General features: G+C 68.0%; 14 protein-coding genes and 1 pseudogene. 6 read left to right on the forward strand and 9 right to left on the reverse strand.

Features of this window, described 5'->3' with window-relative positions:
• Nucleotides 1–25: 25 nt before the first annotated feature.
• Nucleotides 26–1,576 carry an FAD-dependent oxidoreductase gene (locus ABE473_RS13475; protein ID WP_346489813.1) on the reverse strand — a complete coding sequence of 517 codons (1,551 nt, stop codon included), beginning with the start codon at nucleotides 1,574–1,576 and terminating at the stop codon, nucleotides 26–28.
• Between the two features lie 87 nt (nucleotides 1,577–1,663).
• Between ABE473_RS13475 and ABE473_RS13480 the strand changes: the two genes are divergently transcribed.
• From ABE473_RS13480 to ABE473_RS13490, 3 genes are all read left to right on the forward strand, one after another.
• Nucleotides 1,664–2,131 carry a MarR family winged helix-turn-helix transcriptional regulator gene (locus ABE473_RS13480; protein ID WP_346489814.1) on the forward strand — a complete coding sequence of 156 codons (468 nt, stop codon included), beginning with the start codon at nucleotides 1,664–1,666 and terminating at the stop codon, nucleotides 2,129–2,131.
• Nucleotides 2,132–2,204: 73 nt separating this feature from the next.
• On the forward strand, nucleotides 2,205–3,020 hold the full coding sequence (locus ABE473_RS13485; RefSeq protein WP_346489815.1) for a trypsin-like serine protease: 816 nt from the start codon (nucleotides 2,205–2,207) through the stop codon (nucleotides 3,018–3,020).
• 341 nt (nucleotides 3,021–3,361) lie between these two features.
• Nucleotides 3,362–4,348, forward strand: coding sequence for an MDR family oxidoreductase (locus tag ABE473_RS13490; protein WP_346489816.1), 987 nt, complete (start codon nucleotides 3,362–3,364; stop codon nucleotides 4,346–4,348).
• Between the two features lie 54 nt (nucleotides 4,349–4,402).
• Here the strand turns inward: ABE473_RS13490 and ABE473_RS13495 are convergent, their stop codons facing one another.
• Nucleotides 4,403–5,716: a chloride channel protein gene (locus tag ABE473_RS13495; protein WP_346489817.1), complete on the reverse strand. Its 1,314-nt coding sequence runs from the start codon at nucleotides 5,714–5,716 to the stop codon at nucleotides 4,403–4,405.
• 57 nt (nucleotides 5,717–5,773) lie between these two features.
• On the opposite strand from ABE473_RS13495, the pseudogene ABE473_RS13500 reads away from it, so the two are divergent.
• Nucleotides 5,774–5,899 (forward strand): annotated as a pseudogene (locus ABE473_RS13500) (helix-turn-helix domain-containing protein); the annotation flags it as partial.
• A gap of 289 nt (nucleotides 5,900–6,188) precedes the next feature.
• Here the strand turns inward: ABE473_RS13500 and ABE473_RS13505 are convergent.
• Nucleotides 6,189–6,380, reverse strand: a complete 192-nt coding sequence (locus ABE473_RS13505) for a hypothetical protein (RefSeq protein WP_346489818.1) — start codon at nucleotides 6,378–6,380, stop codon at nucleotides 6,189–6,191.
• 24 nt (nucleotides 6,381–6,404) lie between these two features.
• Here ABE473_RS13505 and ABE473_RS13510 point away from each other — a divergent pair, with 24 nt between their 5' ends.
• The gene (locus ABE473_RS13510) at nucleotides 6,405–7,262 is read left to right on the forward strand and encodes a LysR substrate-binding domain-containing protein (protein ID WP_346489819.1); all 858 of its coding nucleotides are present in this window, start codon (nucleotides 6,405–6,407) and stop codon (nucleotides 7,260–7,262) included.
• Between the two features lie 18 nt (nucleotides 7,263–7,280).
• On the opposite strand, the gene ABE473_RS13515 is transcribed toward ABE473_RS13510, so the two are convergent.
• The 6 genes from ABE473_RS13515 to imuA form a co-directional block, all read right to left on the reverse strand.
• Entirely contained in the window at nucleotides 7,281–7,721 is a 441-nt protein-coding gene (locus ABE473_RS13515; RefSeq protein WP_346489820.1) for a hypothetical protein, read from the reverse strand.
• Between the two features lie 168 nt (nucleotides 7,722–7,889).
• Complete coding sequence (locus ABE473_RS13520; protein ID WP_346489821.1) at nucleotides 7,890–8,657, reverse strand: YggS family pyridoxal phosphate-dependent enzyme; 768 nt, start codon at nucleotides 8,655–8,657, stop codon at nucleotides 7,890–7,892.
• 110 nt (nucleotides 8,658–8,767) lie between these two features.
• A complete protein-coding gene (locus tag ABE473_RS13525; protein WP_179458731.1) occupies nucleotides 8,768–9,274 on the reverse strand; it encodes a hypothetical protein in 507 nt (168 codons plus the stop codon).
• A 110-nt stretch (nucleotides 9,275–9,384) separates the two neighbouring features.
• On the reverse strand, nucleotides 9,385–12,489 hold the full coding sequence (locus ABE473_RS13530; RefSeq protein ID WP_346489822.1) for an error-prone DNA polymerase: 3,105 nt from the start codon (nucleotides 12,487–12,489) through the stop codon (nucleotides 9,385–9,387).
• On the reverse strand, nucleotides 12,486–13,901 hold the full coding sequence (locus tag ABE473_RS13535) for a DNA polymerase Y family protein (RefSeq protein ID WP_346489823.1): 1,416 nt from the start codon (nucleotides 13,899–13,901) through the stop codon (nucleotides 12,486–12,488). Before ABE473_RS13535 ends, ABE473_RS13530 begins: the two co-directional genes overlap by 4 nt.
• A 9-nt stretch (nucleotides 13,902–13,910) precedes the next feature.
• The gene (gene imuA, locus ABE473_RS13540) at nucleotides 13,911–14,528 is read right to left on the reverse strand and encodes a translesion DNA synthesis-associated protein ImuA (protein ID WP_179458734.1); all 618 of its coding nucleotides are present in this window, start codon (nucleotides 14,526–14,528) and stop codon (nucleotides 13,911–13,913) included.
• 273 nt (nucleotides 14,529–14,801) lie between these two features.
• Here imuA and ABE473_RS13545 point away from each other — a divergent pair, with 273 nt between their 5' ends.
• Nucleotides 14,802–15,692, forward strand: coding sequence for a sterol desaturase family protein (locus tag ABE473_RS13545; RefSeq protein ID WP_346489824.1), 891 nt, complete (start codon nucleotides 14,802–14,804; stop codon nucleotides 15,690–15,692).
• The last annotated feature ends 16 nt before the right edge of the window (nucleotides 15,693–15,708 follow it).

The raw sequence follows: 15,708 nt of genomic DNA on the forward strand, positions 1-15,708 counted from the left end.
AGGCCGTCACGCACCCCCGCTGCTGTCATGGGTCGAGCGATCCCTCAAAGCTGTAGGGGGTGCTCGGATCCGGAACGCGCAGGCGATCGCGCGCGTGGTGGAGGGCCGTCCATCCCGGGAGGTGCTTCCCGCAATGCGCCTCCAGCATCTCGATGCGCGACGTGTCGACCACGACGGCGACGTAGCCGTCCGGCCGGATCAGCAGCCACTCGCCCGGTTGCACGCCATAGGCCTCGACGAAGTGCCCTTCGACATCGTGCAGGTCGCCAGCCGGGCCGATGATGTGGACGCGCAACCCCGCACGCGAGGGGATGTTGGACCGATCGCAGGCATAGCCGAGCAATGTCCAATGCGTTCCGCGCAGCACGTCGAACAGGCGCACGCACTGCCCACCCGCCCCCTGCAGCGGCGCATCCGGCGCCCGGCTGCCCGGCGCGATGCGCCCGCTACGGGCGTCGGCAGGCAGCGTGAGTGACGATTCTGGATAGGCGAGATCGAGCTGCTGCACGTCGCGCCCGCGGCGGTTGTCGCCGCGCTGGGCCTGGGCGAGCAGCGTCGTGGCAAGCCCGAGCATCGAGGCTGCAATGGGGCGGCGCTCTTCCTCGTAGGTATCCAGCAGGGCCTGCGGCGCACCCTTCAACACTGCGGCCAGTTTCCAGCCGAGGTTGTAGGCATCCTGTGCGCTGGTGTTCAGACCCTGGCCGCCCGTCGGCGGATGCGTGTGGGCGGCGTCGCCGATAAGGAACACGCGGCCGTCGCGGTACCGGTCGGCCAAGCGCGCGTTCATCCGGTACGCCGACGCCCAATGGACATCGAGCACCGCGAGATCGTCGCGGCCGGTACGCATGCGCACCATGTCCGCCAGCCCGTCGACGGAAAGATCCACGTCACCGTCGAGCGGCACGGGGGCCTGCAGCTGGAACAGCGCTGTTCCCATGAGCGGGCACAGCGAGATGCGCCGCGCCATGTCGTCCTCGTTGAAACTGTGCCAGGCATCGCGCGGCATTCCCTTCAGCACGATGTCGGCCACCACCGCGCGCACGCCCAGTGTTTTGCCCGGGAAGCCGATCTCCAGTGCCTGCCGCACGAAGCTGCGGCCGCCATCGGCGCCGACCAGATAGCGCGTCTGAAGCGTCTGCTCGCCCGTGGGGGTGGCGAGACGAACGGTCACGCCGTTGGCGTCCTGCTCGAAGCCGATCAGTCCATGCCCGAACTCGACCCGGTGTCCCAGCTCGGCAAGGCGATCGCGCATCACGGCCTCGGTCAGGAACTGCGGAACCATCAGCGGCTGGCGGTAGGGTTCGGCCGGCGTGGCCGGTGCGCCCTCGATGACCGCCGCGTCGATGCTGCTGCCATCGGCGCGATGGATCCGGGACACAGGGTAGGGCCCACCGACCGCGAACAGCCGATCGAGGATGCCCATGTCCTCGAAGACTTCCTGGCTGCGCGGCTGGATGCCCTTGCCGCGTGAGCCATGGAAGGGCTGTTCCCGCTGCTCCACCAGGCGGAATGACACGCCGCGGCGGGCCAGTTCGATCGCCAGGGTGAGGCCGGCAGCGCCGGCGCCGCAGATCACTACTTCAGGGGTCATCCCCATGTCATCGCTCCAGGTGTGTGTAATATGCACTTACTTGGAGGGGATGCTATGCCTGCGAAAAAGAAGGTGCAAGATACACATAATTCGGCTGAGCTGAAGTCGCTGCACCTGTCCATGGTCAGCCTCGCCAGCGTGATGAATCGGCCGCGCAACGATGAGCGGCTGATCCAGGAGGCTGGGGTGACGCTGGACCAGGCCCTGTTCCGCCTGCTGGTGGTGATCGAGCGGGTCGGCCCCATCGGCGTGGTGGACCTGGCCGACCGGCTGGGCCGCGACTACACCACCATCAGCCGGCAGGTCGCCAAACTGGCGGCGATGGAGCTGGTCACACGTCGTGGAAACCCCGAAGACCGCCGCATCCGTGAGGCGACCATCGCGCCGAAGGGCAAGGACATGACCGATCGGCTGGATGCGGCACGCGAGCGGATCGGACGGGAGATTTTCGCCTCATGGCCCGCACAGGATGTATCTGAGCTGGTCCGTTTGATGGCACAGTTCGCCAGCGCGCTGGAAGCCCGTGAGCGGGAACCGTAACGACGCAGCGCGGACCTTCCAGCCCCCCCGCCCGTCGCTTGGACGCCCCTGTCAGAACCTCAAGGCATCACACGTGAAAGGATTCCTGCTGCTTCCGCTGCTGCTTGCGGTGTCGTTACCCGCCAGTGCCATCGTCATTCGCCACGATGTGGAGGATGCCGCGTACCGCGTTCCTGCCAGCGAGTTTCCCGCTCTCGTGGACATGCCCGGCGAGGGTCACGGCGCGCTGATCGCACCACAGTGGGTGCTGACCGCCGCGCACACGCTGCCGATGCATGCCGGGCTCAAGCAGGTGGTGATCAACGGAACCGCGCGGGAGGTTGAGCGCGTCATCACCCATCCGGGCTACAGGACGCTGCCGCAGACGTTGATCGATCAGGCCATGGCCAGTGGCGAGGCGATGTTGATCGTGGTCTTTCTCGCCTCGGGCGATGATGTTGCGCTGATCCGGTTGAAGGCGCCGGTCACGGACGTAGCGCCGGTGGCGCTGTACAGCGGCAGCGGCGAGGCCGGTCAGATCGCGAAAATCCTGGGGAAGGGCGCAACGGGTACCGGCGCCACCGGGCATTCTCCCAACGGCCCCAATCGCACCGAGCTCCGGCGTGCGTTCAACCGGATCACCAGTGCCTACGACCGCTGGCTTTGCTATGTGTTCGACGAACCGCCGGAAGCGTTGCCCCTCGAGGGCGTGCTGGGCAACGGCGACAGCGGTGGCCCGGTGCTCATCGAGCGCGATGGCCAGTGGCTGCTGGCCGGGCAGGGAGCCTGGAAGGTCGTGCAGGGGAATGTGCTGACGGCCCGGCCCGGGCGCTATGGTCAGGTGACCTGCAATGTGCGGATGAGCCACTACGCGGGTTGGATTGAGCGCGTGATGACCGAGCAGCCGTAGGCAGTGCGATCTGGACGTTGCGCGTCATGCCCGTGGCGAGCGCCACCTCGCGACGGCCGGTGTGCGTTGTTGATGCGGTTGCTGGTCGAGGGCCTGGCGATGCGTGCGGTACGCGATCCGGACCTCGCGGCGGAGACGGTGCGGGGTCTGCTGGCGGTGGCGATTGCGAGCGTGCTGGCCGAGTGAAGGGTAGTCACACGGGGTCAAGGAGGGTGACGTGTGTGCCGGGTCCTATCCCATGAGTGGACGCTGGAACGGCGGCCATTTAACGGGACGGTACAGCGCCGTGCGCACACTGGTTTCCTCTGCAACGCCCCTCATGCACCGGAACCGGAGATCCCATGTCCTTCAAAGCCCTCCTCGCCACGCGAAGCGATGACAGCATCACGGCTGGCGTCGTCGACCTGACCGAACAGGATCTGATGCCCGGCGACGTGACCGTTGCCGTGGAGTATTCCACGGTGAACTACAAGGACGCGCTGGCGCTGAGCGGCCGTTCGCCCGTGATCCGTACCTTCCCGCTGATCCCCGGCATCGATCTGGCCGGCGTGGTCGAGACCTCCAGCCATCCGGGGTACGCCGCTGGCGACCGTGTGCTGGTCAACGGCTGGGGCTTGAGCCAGACCCATCACGGCGGCTATGCACAGAAGGCGCGCGTGCCGGGCGAGTGGCTGGTGAAGATTCCCGAGGCCTTCTCCAGCCGCGACGCGATGGCGATCGGCACCGCCGGCTATACCGCGATGCTGTCGGTGCTGGCGTTGGAACATGGCGGCGTATCACCGGACCAGGGTGACATCCTGGTCACCGGCGCCAACGGTGGTGCCGGCTCCATCGCGATCGCGCTGTTGTCCGCGCTCGGCTACCGGGTGGTCGCCTCGACCGGCCGGCGGGAGGAGTCCGACTATCTCAAGGCGCTGGGCGCGGCCGAGATCATCGACCGCGCCACGCTGTCCGAACCGGGTGCGCCGATCGCCAAGGAACGCTGGGCGGGTGCGATCGATGCGGTGGGCAGCCATACCTTGGCCAACGTGCTCGCACAGACCCGCTATCGCGGTGTGGTGGCGGCCTTCGGTCTGGCCCAGGGGGCCGATCTGCCGGGCTCCGTGCTGCCTTTCATCCTGCGCAACGTGACGCTGGCCGGCATCGATTCGGTCAACGCGCCCTACGCAGCGCGCGAGCAGGCGTGGACGCGCCTGGCCAGCGATCTCGACCTGGGCAAGCTGGCCCGCACCACGCAGGTGATCGGGCTGGCCGAGGTGCCTGCACTTGCCGGGCAGGTACTGCAGGGTCGCGTGCAGGGCCGCACCGTGGTGGACGTCAACGCGTGATCCTGCCCGGAGACGCGGGCGAGGGGCAGCACGCGCCTGCGGTTGATCAACGCCCTACGCCGGCGGCGGGTGGGCGCTCTGCAGCGGCTTGACCAGCTGTTCGGCCATGGCCTTGTAGATCGGCACGCGGCACACCAGGCCGGAGACGCCGCGCGCGATCAGCACCGTCGCCAGAATGGGCAGCAGCATGTCGCTGCTGTCCGTCAGTTCCAACGAGATGACCGCGGAGGTCAGCGGTGCCTGGGTCACCCCGGTGAGGTAAGCACACATCCCCAGCAGGACGAAGATGCGCTCATCGACCGAGGGCATGATGGCGGCGAGGTTGTGGCCCAGGCCGGCGCCGACGGCCAGGGCGGGCGAGAACAGCCCGCCGGGAATGCCGGCGACATAGGAGACCAGATTGGCGAAGAGTTTCATGAGGCCGAACTCGTGGCCGACCGAGGGCGCGCCCTGGACCAGCCCCCTGGCCTGCTCGTAGCCGGTGCCGAAGGCGCCCGCACCAAAGGCCGCCGCCAGCAGGACCAGGGCGAGCCCGCACAGGGCGGCCAACAGGACGGGATGCCGCTGCCGCAGCTGACCCAGCCAGCGTGGCCGTCCTGCCATGGTCAGCAGTACAGCGTTGGCGAACACGCCGCCGAGCAGGCCTGCCACGACGCCGCACAGGACGATCGCCAGCCAGGCCTGGCCGAGCGGCAGGGTCGCGGTGACTTTGCCGAAGTAGGTGTAGTTGCCGAGCAGGCCCAGGGATACCACGCCACCCACGATGACCGCGGTCAGCAGCGTGCCGGAGAAGCGGTGCTCGAAACGGCCGCTGAGCTCTTCGATGGCAAACACGATGCCCGCCAGCGGCGTGTTGAACGCCGCCGCGATACCGGCTGCGCCACCGGCCAGCAGAAAGTGCGACAGCTCCTTCGGATCGCGGAATCCGAACCATCGCCCGAACATGTACATCACGCTGGCGCCGACATGCACGGTAGGGCCCTCGCGGCCCACCGAGGCGCCCCCGAGCAGGGACAGCGTGGTCAGGGCGAGTTTGCCTGCCGATACGCCCAGCGAGAGGTTGTCCCGCCGAAACGTCGGTGTCGGCACATCGAGCGCCGCGATCACCTGCGGAATTCCGCTGCCACGCGTGGGTTTGAGGGCGCCACTGGTCAGCCATGCCAGCAGCGCGAAGACCGCCGGCGTCACCAGCAGTGCCCACCAGATCGAGTGGGCAATGATCGACTGGAACACCCTGAAGGCGGCGTCGCTGGCCTTGGCGAACACGATCGCGACCAGGGCCACGGCCACCGCACCGCCCCACAGGGCCGCACGGCGCTTCCACGCATCCCTGGAAAGAAGAGGGCGTTGAGGGTCGGGAGAGGTCATGAACCGCATTGTCTCACGCCGATCCGCCGGTCTTTTTCACTGAATCTGTCGGTTTGCGCTCGCATTGCCGGCATGAGTCGCTTGAGTTTCCATGCGCACTTCAGGTTGGTCACGGCGATGAGCCCGCTGGATGTCAGGACGCAGTTGCGGATGCAGGAGGCGCGGCGGCTGATTGCGGCTGATTGCGGCGGGAGGAGCTGCGGGACACCGTGGTGTGGCCGCACTCCCATGTTGCCCGCGCAGTGAGCGGGTAGACCCGCCGGTCAGACCGGGGCGAAACCGCGGGTTGTCTTCTTTTCGTTCTTCTCCGCCTTCTTTTCCTTGGCGGTCTTGGCAGGTTTCTTCTTCTGCTCTTTCTGTTTGTTCAGGCCTTTGGCCATGGCGACGCTCTCCAGGTGGGTTGCAACGGGGCGAGCATGGCACATCCGGTGGCCGGACAGGGCGCCAGGGCGCGTCGGCCGCCTTGGCGATATCAACGGCTGCTCGGGCATGTCTTCGCAACGACGTCCGGCGCGACCACCCTACACGGCGCTCCGCCTGCTGCGGCGTCCCCCGGCCCATCCTCCGTCTCGCCGTCCACGGCATCCACGCCGGCCAGTTGCCGGGCCAGTGCAACATTGGTGATATGCCCCTGCAGAAAAAGCAGTCCGCCGAACAGGTTCATGCGCCTATCTCCACTTGAATGGAGTTGACGATAAGTTCAGGCAACCTGACCCGCGCGGCCGAGACGGTGAACCTCACGGTCAGTGCCCTCAGCCACCAGATGCGGCAGCTGGAGCAGCGCCTCGGCTATCCGTTGTTGCTGCGCCAGCCACGCGGTGTGCGGGTCACGCCGGAAGGGCAGCGGTTGCTGGATCAGGTGGCACCCCATCTGGACGCGATCGGGCAGGCGTTCCAGCCGTTCGCGGCGCGCCACGACCGGGTGCTGACGGTGAGTGCGCTGCCTTCGATGGCCTCCAATTGGCTGGTGCCGCGACTGGGCAGGTTCGTCGCCGCCTATCCGCAGATCAAGATCAATCTGGAGTCCAGCGAACGCCTCACTGATTTCGCACGGCAGTTGCAGATCGACGCGGCGCTGCGCGTAGGTGCAGGCCAGTGGCCGGGGTTGACCGCCGAGCCGATGTTCGACGAGTGGCTGGTGCCGATGGCCAGTCCCGCACTCGTACAGCAGATGGGCGGTGTGGATGGACAGCCCATCTCGCACTGGCCGCTGCTGGGCGACCCGGATGGCGAGTGGGACCGGTGGTTTGCGCTGGTGGATGACACGCCGCCGGCGCGCTATGTGGCGATGCTCAATGATTCCGAAGCGCACCATCGCGCCGCGCTGGATGGCATCGGCGTGGCGTTGGGGCGGGTGACGCGGGCGCGCCTGCTGCTCGATTCCGGGCAATTGATCGCGCTGTCACCGCACCGGCTGAAGACACGCTGGTCGCACTGGCTGGTGTATCCGCCGCGATCGGCGACGCATCAGGGCTTCCTGGCCTTTCGCGATTGGCTGCACATGCAGGCACGCGAGCATGACCTGCATATGCGCCAATATGAGTGATCAGCGGTAGCTTTCGGTCTAGAACGCGGTGGGCATCACCGAGATTTCACCGTTCGCACTGAGCGCAAGACGATATTTCAGTGGCTTGCCAAGCTCGGCGATTATTTCGGTTTCGCGCCGTGCACGTTCCGCACCAAGGCGGCACAGTGCCTTTCCCTCAGGGTTGGGCCCCGTGCCTAGGATGTATCGGCCAGGTGACAAGTAAAAGGTGACTTTCTCGGCGTTATCGATAGTGGAGACTTTGCGTCCGTCCAAGTACACCGCGGTCATGCAACCGCTCCCCGTAAATCCTGCGTCACGCGCGACAATGAGTTCCACACGGTCATCTCCGGGCTGCATGAACTCGGGGGCAAAGATGCGCTCTGGTGGTGTCGAGCGGGCAGTGCTCGTGTTGATGGGCTTAGTCGCGCATGCGCAAAGAGCGACGGCAATGCCGATCGCAAGGAAAGTCGCCTTCATCAGTTCCCCTGTGGTCGTGGTACGACGATGCCGATTCTAACTCTGACTGGTCAGTTCCGGTCGAGGGGAGGAGAGGATGTTGCTGAAGATCGCCTCGCGGCCCAGCACCTTCGGGCCCTCGCGGCCCTCCGAGTTGGACGTGGCAATGGATGACCGGGCGATGTCAGCTCATGCCGGGGTCGGCCAGTAGACACTGTCCGGGGTCGAGCGTGCGCCGAAGATGGCCTGACCGACGCGCACGACAGTGGCGCCTTCCTCGATGGCGATCTCGAAATCGCCCGACATGCCCATCGACAGTTCGTCCAGGTGGATGCCCGGCGGCAGCGTGGGGCGGAGCCGCTCGCGCAGGTCGCGCAGCCGTGTAAAGCACGGACGTACCTGTTCCGGGTCCGACGAGAACAGCGCCAGGGTCATCAGCCCGCGCACGCGCAGGTTCGGGAACGCCGGGAGCTGCTGCACGAAGTCGGCGACCTCGATCAGGTCCAGGCCGTACTTGCTGTCCTCACCGGAGGTGTTGACCTGCACGAAAACGTCCAGCGTGCGCTGCTCCAGTGCCAGCCGCTGATCCAGCGCCTGTGCCACCCGCAGGCTGTCCAGTGCCTGGAACTCACTGGCGAAGCGCGCCACGTCACGTGCCTTGTTGGTCTGCAGGTGGCCGATCACCGACCAGCGCAGGCCGGGCAGGTCGGCCATGGCCGCGGCTTTGCGCTGGGCTTCCTGCACCTTGTTCTCGCCGAGCTCATGGCAGCCTGCTTCCCACGCCATGCGCAGGCGGGCTTCATCGACGGTCTTGCTGACCGGCAGCAGGCGCACGCCGGCCGGGTCGCGCCCGGCCAGTGCACAGGCGCGGACGATGCGTTCGCGCACCGCCTCCAGGTTGTGGCGGATCTCGTCGACGGTGGTGGCCTGGGGCCAGGTGGGGGCAGCGATGGGCATGGGGGCTCCGGAAGCGGGGACGGCTGCGGCGCATCGGCGCGCCGGCAGGGCGGTCCCGTGACAACGGACAGGTTGTCATAGCGCTACACGAAAATCACCGCCCGCCGATATCAGGGCGCCGCAGCGGAGTGCGGGCTGACGTAGTGCGATTGTTCGTCGTTGTTGAGGAAGATCAGTTCGGGCTTGCCCTGCCAGGAGGTCAGCATCGCGCCGGTGCTGTTCTGGTGCTTGACCACCAGGGTGGCGCCGCGGTCCGGGTTGGCGGTGACCTTGAACACTTCGGTGGTGCCGGTGGCATCGTCCAGGGTGAGGATCGCCTCGTCGCCGACATCGGCGGTGCCGTACCCGCCACGCTCGGAGCCATCGGCACCGAGCAGGATCAGGCCCGACAGCGGTGACGCGCGCGGCCCCTGGGCTACACCTTTGGTGAGCGGGTCGGGGACCGGCGCGCCGAGGATCACCCGCGCCTGGCCGTTGGCATCGCGGATCACCAGGCCCCGCGCGGTGATGACACGCTCATCGGACTGGCTCTGGTGCAGGCGCAGCGCGGTCCATCCGGAAACCGCCAGAGCAAGGCTGGACACAACCAGCGTGGTGAGGGTCAGCGCGCGCGACATACCGTCTCCGGATCCTTGGAAGGGTGCGACCATACCGGATAGGCCATTCACGACACCAGTCGGAAAACTCTGGAATTGGATTCAGAGTGTGAGGTGGGTCACGAGATGGCTCAGCGGAAATCGCGACTGTGGGTACGCACGCCGTCGATCAGGCTGTCGATGTTGTGCATCTGGCGGACGATCAGGTGCTGCACGCCGTCCACGCGTTCGAGCCGGCCATCGATCTGCATCAACTGCGCTTCGACCAGCACCCGATGCTGGCGGTCGGCGATCTTGCGCCAGACCACCGCGTTGACCATGCCGCATTCGTCTTCCAGGGTGAGGAAGGTGACGCCGCTGGCGGTCTGTGGGCGCTGGCGCATGCGCACCAGGCCGGCAAACCGCACGCTGCGCCCGTGCGGCAGTGCGGTCAGTTCGTCGGAACGGTGGCAACGGCGCTGGCGCAGTTGGCTGCGGATGAAGGACACCATGTGCCGGCCCAGCGTGGTGCCGGTGCTGTTGTAGTCGGCCTGCATGTCCTCGAAGGCGCTCGGCAGCGGCAACGGCACGGCGGTTTCAGCGGTGGCGCGCGCGGTCTCGAACAGCGGCAGTGGCTTCTCCACGCCGGAAACCTCCCAGCGCGCGCGATGGCGATGGCCGCTCAAGCCCTTGAGTGCGCCGGCATCGGCCAGCAGGCCCTGGTGGCGACGGTCCAGCTGCGCGCGCTGGCTCAGGTCGGCGACGCTGTCGAACGGCGCGCGGTGGCGCGCCTGTACCAGTCCGGTGGCGACCGCCTCGCTGAAGCCATCGACCAGGCGCAGGCCCAGGCGGATGCCGAACGGGCGACCCGGCGAGGTGGGTGGGACCAGGGTGCAGTCCCACGCGCTGTAGCGCACGTCCACCGGCAGCACCGGCACGCCATGGCGGCGCGCGTCCTGCAGGATCTGGTCCGGGGTGTAGAAACCCAGTGGCTGGCTGTTGATCAGGCTGGCGGCAAACGCGGAGGGGTGGTGGCACTTGAGCCAGCAGCTGACATAGGTGATCAGCGCGAAGCTGGCCGCGTGGCTTTCCGGGAAGCCATAACTGCCGAAGCCCTTGATCTGCTCGAACAGGCGCTCACCGTATTCGCGGCTGTAGCCGTTGGCGGCCATGCCGGTGAGCAGTTTGTCGCGGTGCGGCTCCAGCCCGCCGTGGCGCTTCCAGGCAGCCATCGAACGGCGCAGCGCATCGGCCTGGCCGGGGCTGAAACCGGCGGCGGCGACCGCCAGCTGCATCACCTGTTCCTGGAACAACGGTACGCCCAGCGTGCGCTTGAACACCTTCTCCAGCGCGGGCGGGTAGTCGATCTCTTCGATGCCTTCTTCTTTCAGCTTCTTCCGTCGATTCAGATACGGATGGACCATGTCGCCCTGGATCGGGCCCGGGCGCACGATCGCCACTTCGATCACCAGATCGTAGAAACAGCGCGGCTGCATGCGCGGCAGCATCGCCATCTGCGCGCGCGACTCGATCTGGAACACGCCCAGGGTGTCGGCGCGGCAGATCATGTCGTAGGTGGGGCCATCATCCGGCGGAATCTTCGCCATGCTCATCGGCGGTTCGCCATGGGCCTCCAGCATCGCCAGGCATTTGCGCACGGCGGTGAGCATGCCCAGCGCCAGGCAGTCGACCTTCATCAGGCCGGTGGCATCCAGGTCGTCCTTGTCCCACTGGATCACGGTGCGGTCGGCCATGGCCGCGTTTTCCACCGGCACCATGGTGGACAGGGGGTGTTCGGAGATCACGAAACCGCCCGGGTGCTGGGACAGGTGGCGCGGGAAGTCGACCAGCTCGGCGGTCAGCGCGACCACCCGCCGCATCAGCGGGGTCTCCGGATCGAAGCCGCGCTCGCGCAGCGCCTCGGGCAGCGGCTCGTGGCTGCTCCAGCGGTCCAGGCAGGCGGCCAGCTCATTGACCTGGTCCGGCGGCAGGCCCAGCACCCGCGCCACGTCGCGCACCGCACTGCGGCCACGGTAGCTGATCGCCACCGCGGTCAACGCGGCGCGTTCGCGGCCGTAGCGGTTGAACACGTACTGCAGCACTTCCTCGCGGCGCTCGTGTTCGAAGTCGATGTCGATGTCCGGCGGCTCGTCGCGTTCGGCGGAGATGAAGCGCTCGAACAGCAGGTCCATGTCGCTGGGGTCGATCTCGGTCACGCCCAGCACGTAGCACACCGAGGAATTGGCGGCCGAGCCGCGGCCCTGGCACAGGATCTGCTGGCTGCGCGCGAAGCGCACGATGTCGTGCACGGTGAGGAAGTACGACTCGTACTGCTTGGTGTGGATCAGCGCCAACTCGTGTTCGATCTGGTGGCGCTGCCGGGGCGTCTCGCCCGTTGGCCAACGCCATCGCATGCCTTCCTCCACCAGCACCCGCAGCCAGCTGGCCGGGTCGTGGCCGGCCGGCACCAGTTCGCGCGGGTAGGTGTACTGCAGCTGCTTGAGATCGAAGTGGCAACGCTCGGCGATGCGCAGTGTCTCGGCCAGCAGCTCGGGCGGGTACAGCGTGGCCAGGGCCTGGCGGGTGCGCAGATGACGCTCGCCATTGGCGAACAGGCGCCAGCCGGCGTCGCCGAGCGTGCAGTGGTGGCGGATCGCGGTGAGGGTGTCCTGCAGCGCGCGGCGGCGGCGCACATGCATGTGCACATCGCCGCTGGCCACCAGTGGGATGCCCTGGTCGCGGCCGAAACGGCGCAGGCGCTGCAGGCGCGCGCGGTCGTCGGCCTCGCGGTGCAGTTCAACCGCCAGCCACAGCCGCTGCGGGAAGCAGGCCTGCAGCCACTGTGCATCCTCGATGCCCGGGGTGGCGTCGGCCCACAGGCACAGCAGGCCGGCATGCAACGATCCGATGTCGCTGCGCAGGCAGCGGTACTCGCCCTTGGGCGCGCGCCGGCGGCAGGTGGTGATCAGCTGGCACAGCGCGGCGTAGCTGCCCTGGTCGGTGCACAGCAGCACCAGCTTGGGGCCGTCCTCCAGCTGGAATTCGGCGCCGGTGATCAGTGCCAGCTGGTGCTTCTGCGCGGCCTGCCAGGCGCGCACGATGCCGGCCAGCGAGCACTCATCGGTGATCGCCAGCGCACGGTAACCCTGGCCCTTGGCGCGCGCGAACAACTCCTCGGCGATGGACGCGCCGCGCTGGAAACTGAAGGCCGACAGGCAGTGCAGCTCGGCATACCCGGGCAACGGCGGCGCGCTCATGCGAACCAGCCGTGCAGCATGAACGGTCCGCTGCGTGCATCGGCGGCGGTATAGGCCCAGCCGCGCTGGCCCTGGCCGGTTTCGATGACGTAATAATCGCGGCGGATGTCGCCGGCATCCCACCAGCCCGATTCGATCCGCTCCGGCCCGGACAGGATGCGCAGGTGCGGATCCTGCAGCGCCTGCGGCTGCGCCAGCAGCCAGCCCGGACGCAGCGGCAGCACCGGTGGCCGGACCTTCGGGGCGCCCTGGGCATCGCCGCTCGCGCGTTCGGGCCGGTGCTCGGCGCGCAGCCCCAGCCCCTGCACGGCGTCATCGCCGAGCCGCGCACGCAGGCGTTCGCGCAGCTGCTCCCACGGCATCGCCTGCTGCGGGCGCGGGTCGAACAGATCGCGTGCGGCCGGCACGAACGGCGGCAGCTGCTCGGCCTGCAGCCGCAGGCCGCGGCTGCCCGCCGGCAACTGCAGATGATCGACACGGTTGCGGGCCAGCTCGAACAGCATCGCCGGTTCGCGCTCGGGCGCGAGCAGGCCGATCGAGAGCCGCGTATCCGGGTGGTTTTCGTGTTCGAACCACAGATCGAACTGCAGCACGCCGCCATCGCGCGAGCACAGGAAGGCGGCCAGGTCGGTGGTCAGCCGCCGCAGCGGGAACAGCATCGCCTGGGTGGACTCGACCTCGTACTCGAACTCGATGCGCGCATCGAAGCGGTCCGGTGGCTGGAAATAGCGCAGCGGCGGCGTGCTGATCCCACGCAGCGCATCCAGGTGCGCCAGTACCTGCGGCGGGAAACGTCGCGCCAGGCTCTCCCGTGGCAGGCCGAACGCGGCGCCGAGCGTGCGCAGGCCCGAGCGCGCCAGCACCGTGACCGCCTCGACCGGCAACCCGCTGCGTTCGATCGGCACCTGGGCCAGGGCCGCGTCCAGCTGGTGCGCATCCACGCCGAGCCGGCCATGCACGCGCGCCAGCACACTGGCGGCATGCGGATTCGGTGCGGCCACCAGCCGATGCCGGAAGCCCAGCTCGGTCAAGCCGCGGGTGAGGCGCTGCTCGACCTTCGGCCAATCACCGAACAGGGCGCGGCTGGCTCGGATTTCCAGTGCCAGCGCGTGCGGGAAATCCAGGCTGACCTGCGAGCTGATGCCATACAGCCAGCTCGCCAGCAGCTGGCGGGTGGCCTGCTCGGCGCGCGGGTCGTACTCCGCGCTGAGCATGTCGCGGGTGAGCACCTGCGCGGCCGAGAGCAGCATGCCGCGGCGCAGCCCGAGCTGCCGTGCCGAGGGACTGACCGCATGCAGCACGCGCCGCTGCGCCGGACCGGTGACCAGCACCAGCGGCGCGGCCGGATCCGGTTGCTGGCGCAGGGCAGCGTCCAGCGCCAGGTGCGGCAGCAGCAGGCAGGCCCAGTCCACGGCGGCGGCTCAATGGGCCACGGCCAGCGGCAGCGGCTGCGCCGGTGCCAACCCGCCACGGCACTTGAGCACCCGCACCTGGCCATCGTCGAGCTGCAGGCGCAGCGCGGCCGGAGAGGGGTTGCGCGCATGCCGGGCATCGCGGAAGGAAAAACCCAGGCACTGGCCGGTTTCAGCCGCCACCTGCAGCCGGCGCAGCGCCCGGTCATCGGCCTGCTGCGGCCAGCACAGCACCGCCGCGCAGGCGGCCGAGCGCAGGCATTGTTCGGCGGCCCACAGCGCATCGCGTGGGCTGGCCTGGACCACCTGCACCTGGCCCAGCGCCAGCCCGGCGCGGGCCCAGGCCGGGGCATGCGGCAGGTGCGGCGGGGCGATCAGCACCACGGTCTGCTGCTGCTGGCTCAGCCGTGCCAGGGTCGGCCAGACCAGGGCCAGCTCACCGACCCCGGGCGAAGCCAGCAGCACCTCCGACAACGCCGAGGGCGGCCAGCCACCCCCGGGCAGGCGGGCATCCAGCGCCGGGTGGCCGGTGGGGTGCGGGGCCACCTCCGGGAAGGCCGCACGTGGCTGCCCCCGCCAGACCCGGCGGGTTTCCAGCAGCCGGTCCAGGGCCAGCACGGCGCCCATCAGCGGGCCTCCCGGCAGGGCTGGAGCAGGCGGAAACGGGCGGGAAACAAGGGCATGGCGGCGAGTATCGGCAGCACGCGTGTCAAAGGCTGAGACCGACCATCCTACCCGCAATTAGTAAAAATGCTAACGAATTCGACCGCCGGATTCCGAACCGGTTGAGGGTGCTGAATGCTTCAGGAGAGCATCCACGCAGGGCGGGATGCGCGGTTTGTTCAAGCCTGGCACCGGCGTTGTCGCGAGCATGGCCGCTCCTTTGTATGGAGCAGGTCGATGAAGCGATGGTGGTTGGCGTTGTATGCGCCGGGAATGCTGCTTGGATTCGTGGGGGTGGCTACGTGGTGGGTGGGGTATGCAGCGGGGTCGGCCGTGTGGCTGCTGCCGGGGTTGGTCCTGGCCATCGCCCTGTCGTGGCTGGCCGAGCGCTGCTGGCCGTATGACCCGGCCTTCAACGCAGGCCAGGGCGATGCGGGCCGCGATGCCGTCCACGCGCTGGTGAACGAAGGGTTGAACCTGCTGGCGATCGGTGCGATTCCGCTGGTGGCCGCGTGGATGCCGTGGCAGCTGTGGCCGACGCACTGGAGTGTCGTCGCGCAGGTGGTGCTGGCCATCGTCGCCGCGGACCTGGGCATCACCCTGGTGCACTACGCGAGCCATCGCTGGGCCTGGTTGTGGAGGTTGCATGCGGTCCACCACAGCGTGACCCGCATGTATGGGTTCAACGGATTGATGAAGCACCCGTTGCACCAGACAGCCGAAGCTCTGGGCGGGGTGCTGCCACTGCTGTTGCTGGGCATGCCGTACCCGGTCGCGGCGGTGCTGGCCTTTGCCATTGCCATCCAGTTGCTGCTGCAGCACTCCAACGTCGACATGCGGCCGGGCTGGCTGGGCAAGGTGATGGCATGGGCCCCACTGCATCGGTTCCACCACATGCGCTATGGCAAGGCCGGCGATGTCAACTTCGGGTTGTTCCTGACCGTCTGGGATCATCTGCTTGGGACGGCCTTCGATGCCGACTATCGGATGCGCGTGGACGACCTGGGGATTGGCAGCCAGCCGGCCTATCCACGGCGCTATCTGGGGCAACTGCTGGCGCCGTTCCGCGCGCTGCCGCACGTGCCGGAACCGCCAGCGCCACCCGGGCTGGATCAGTCGCCGCGATAGTGCTGCAGGTGCAGGC

It is taken from the genome of Stenotrophomonas sp. TWI700, from assembly GCF_039673645.1.
GTDB classification, from domain to species: domain Bacteria; phylum Pseudomonadota; class Gammaproteobacteria; order Xanthomonadales; family Xanthomonadaceae; genus Stenotrophomonas; species Stenotrophomonas maltophilia_AA.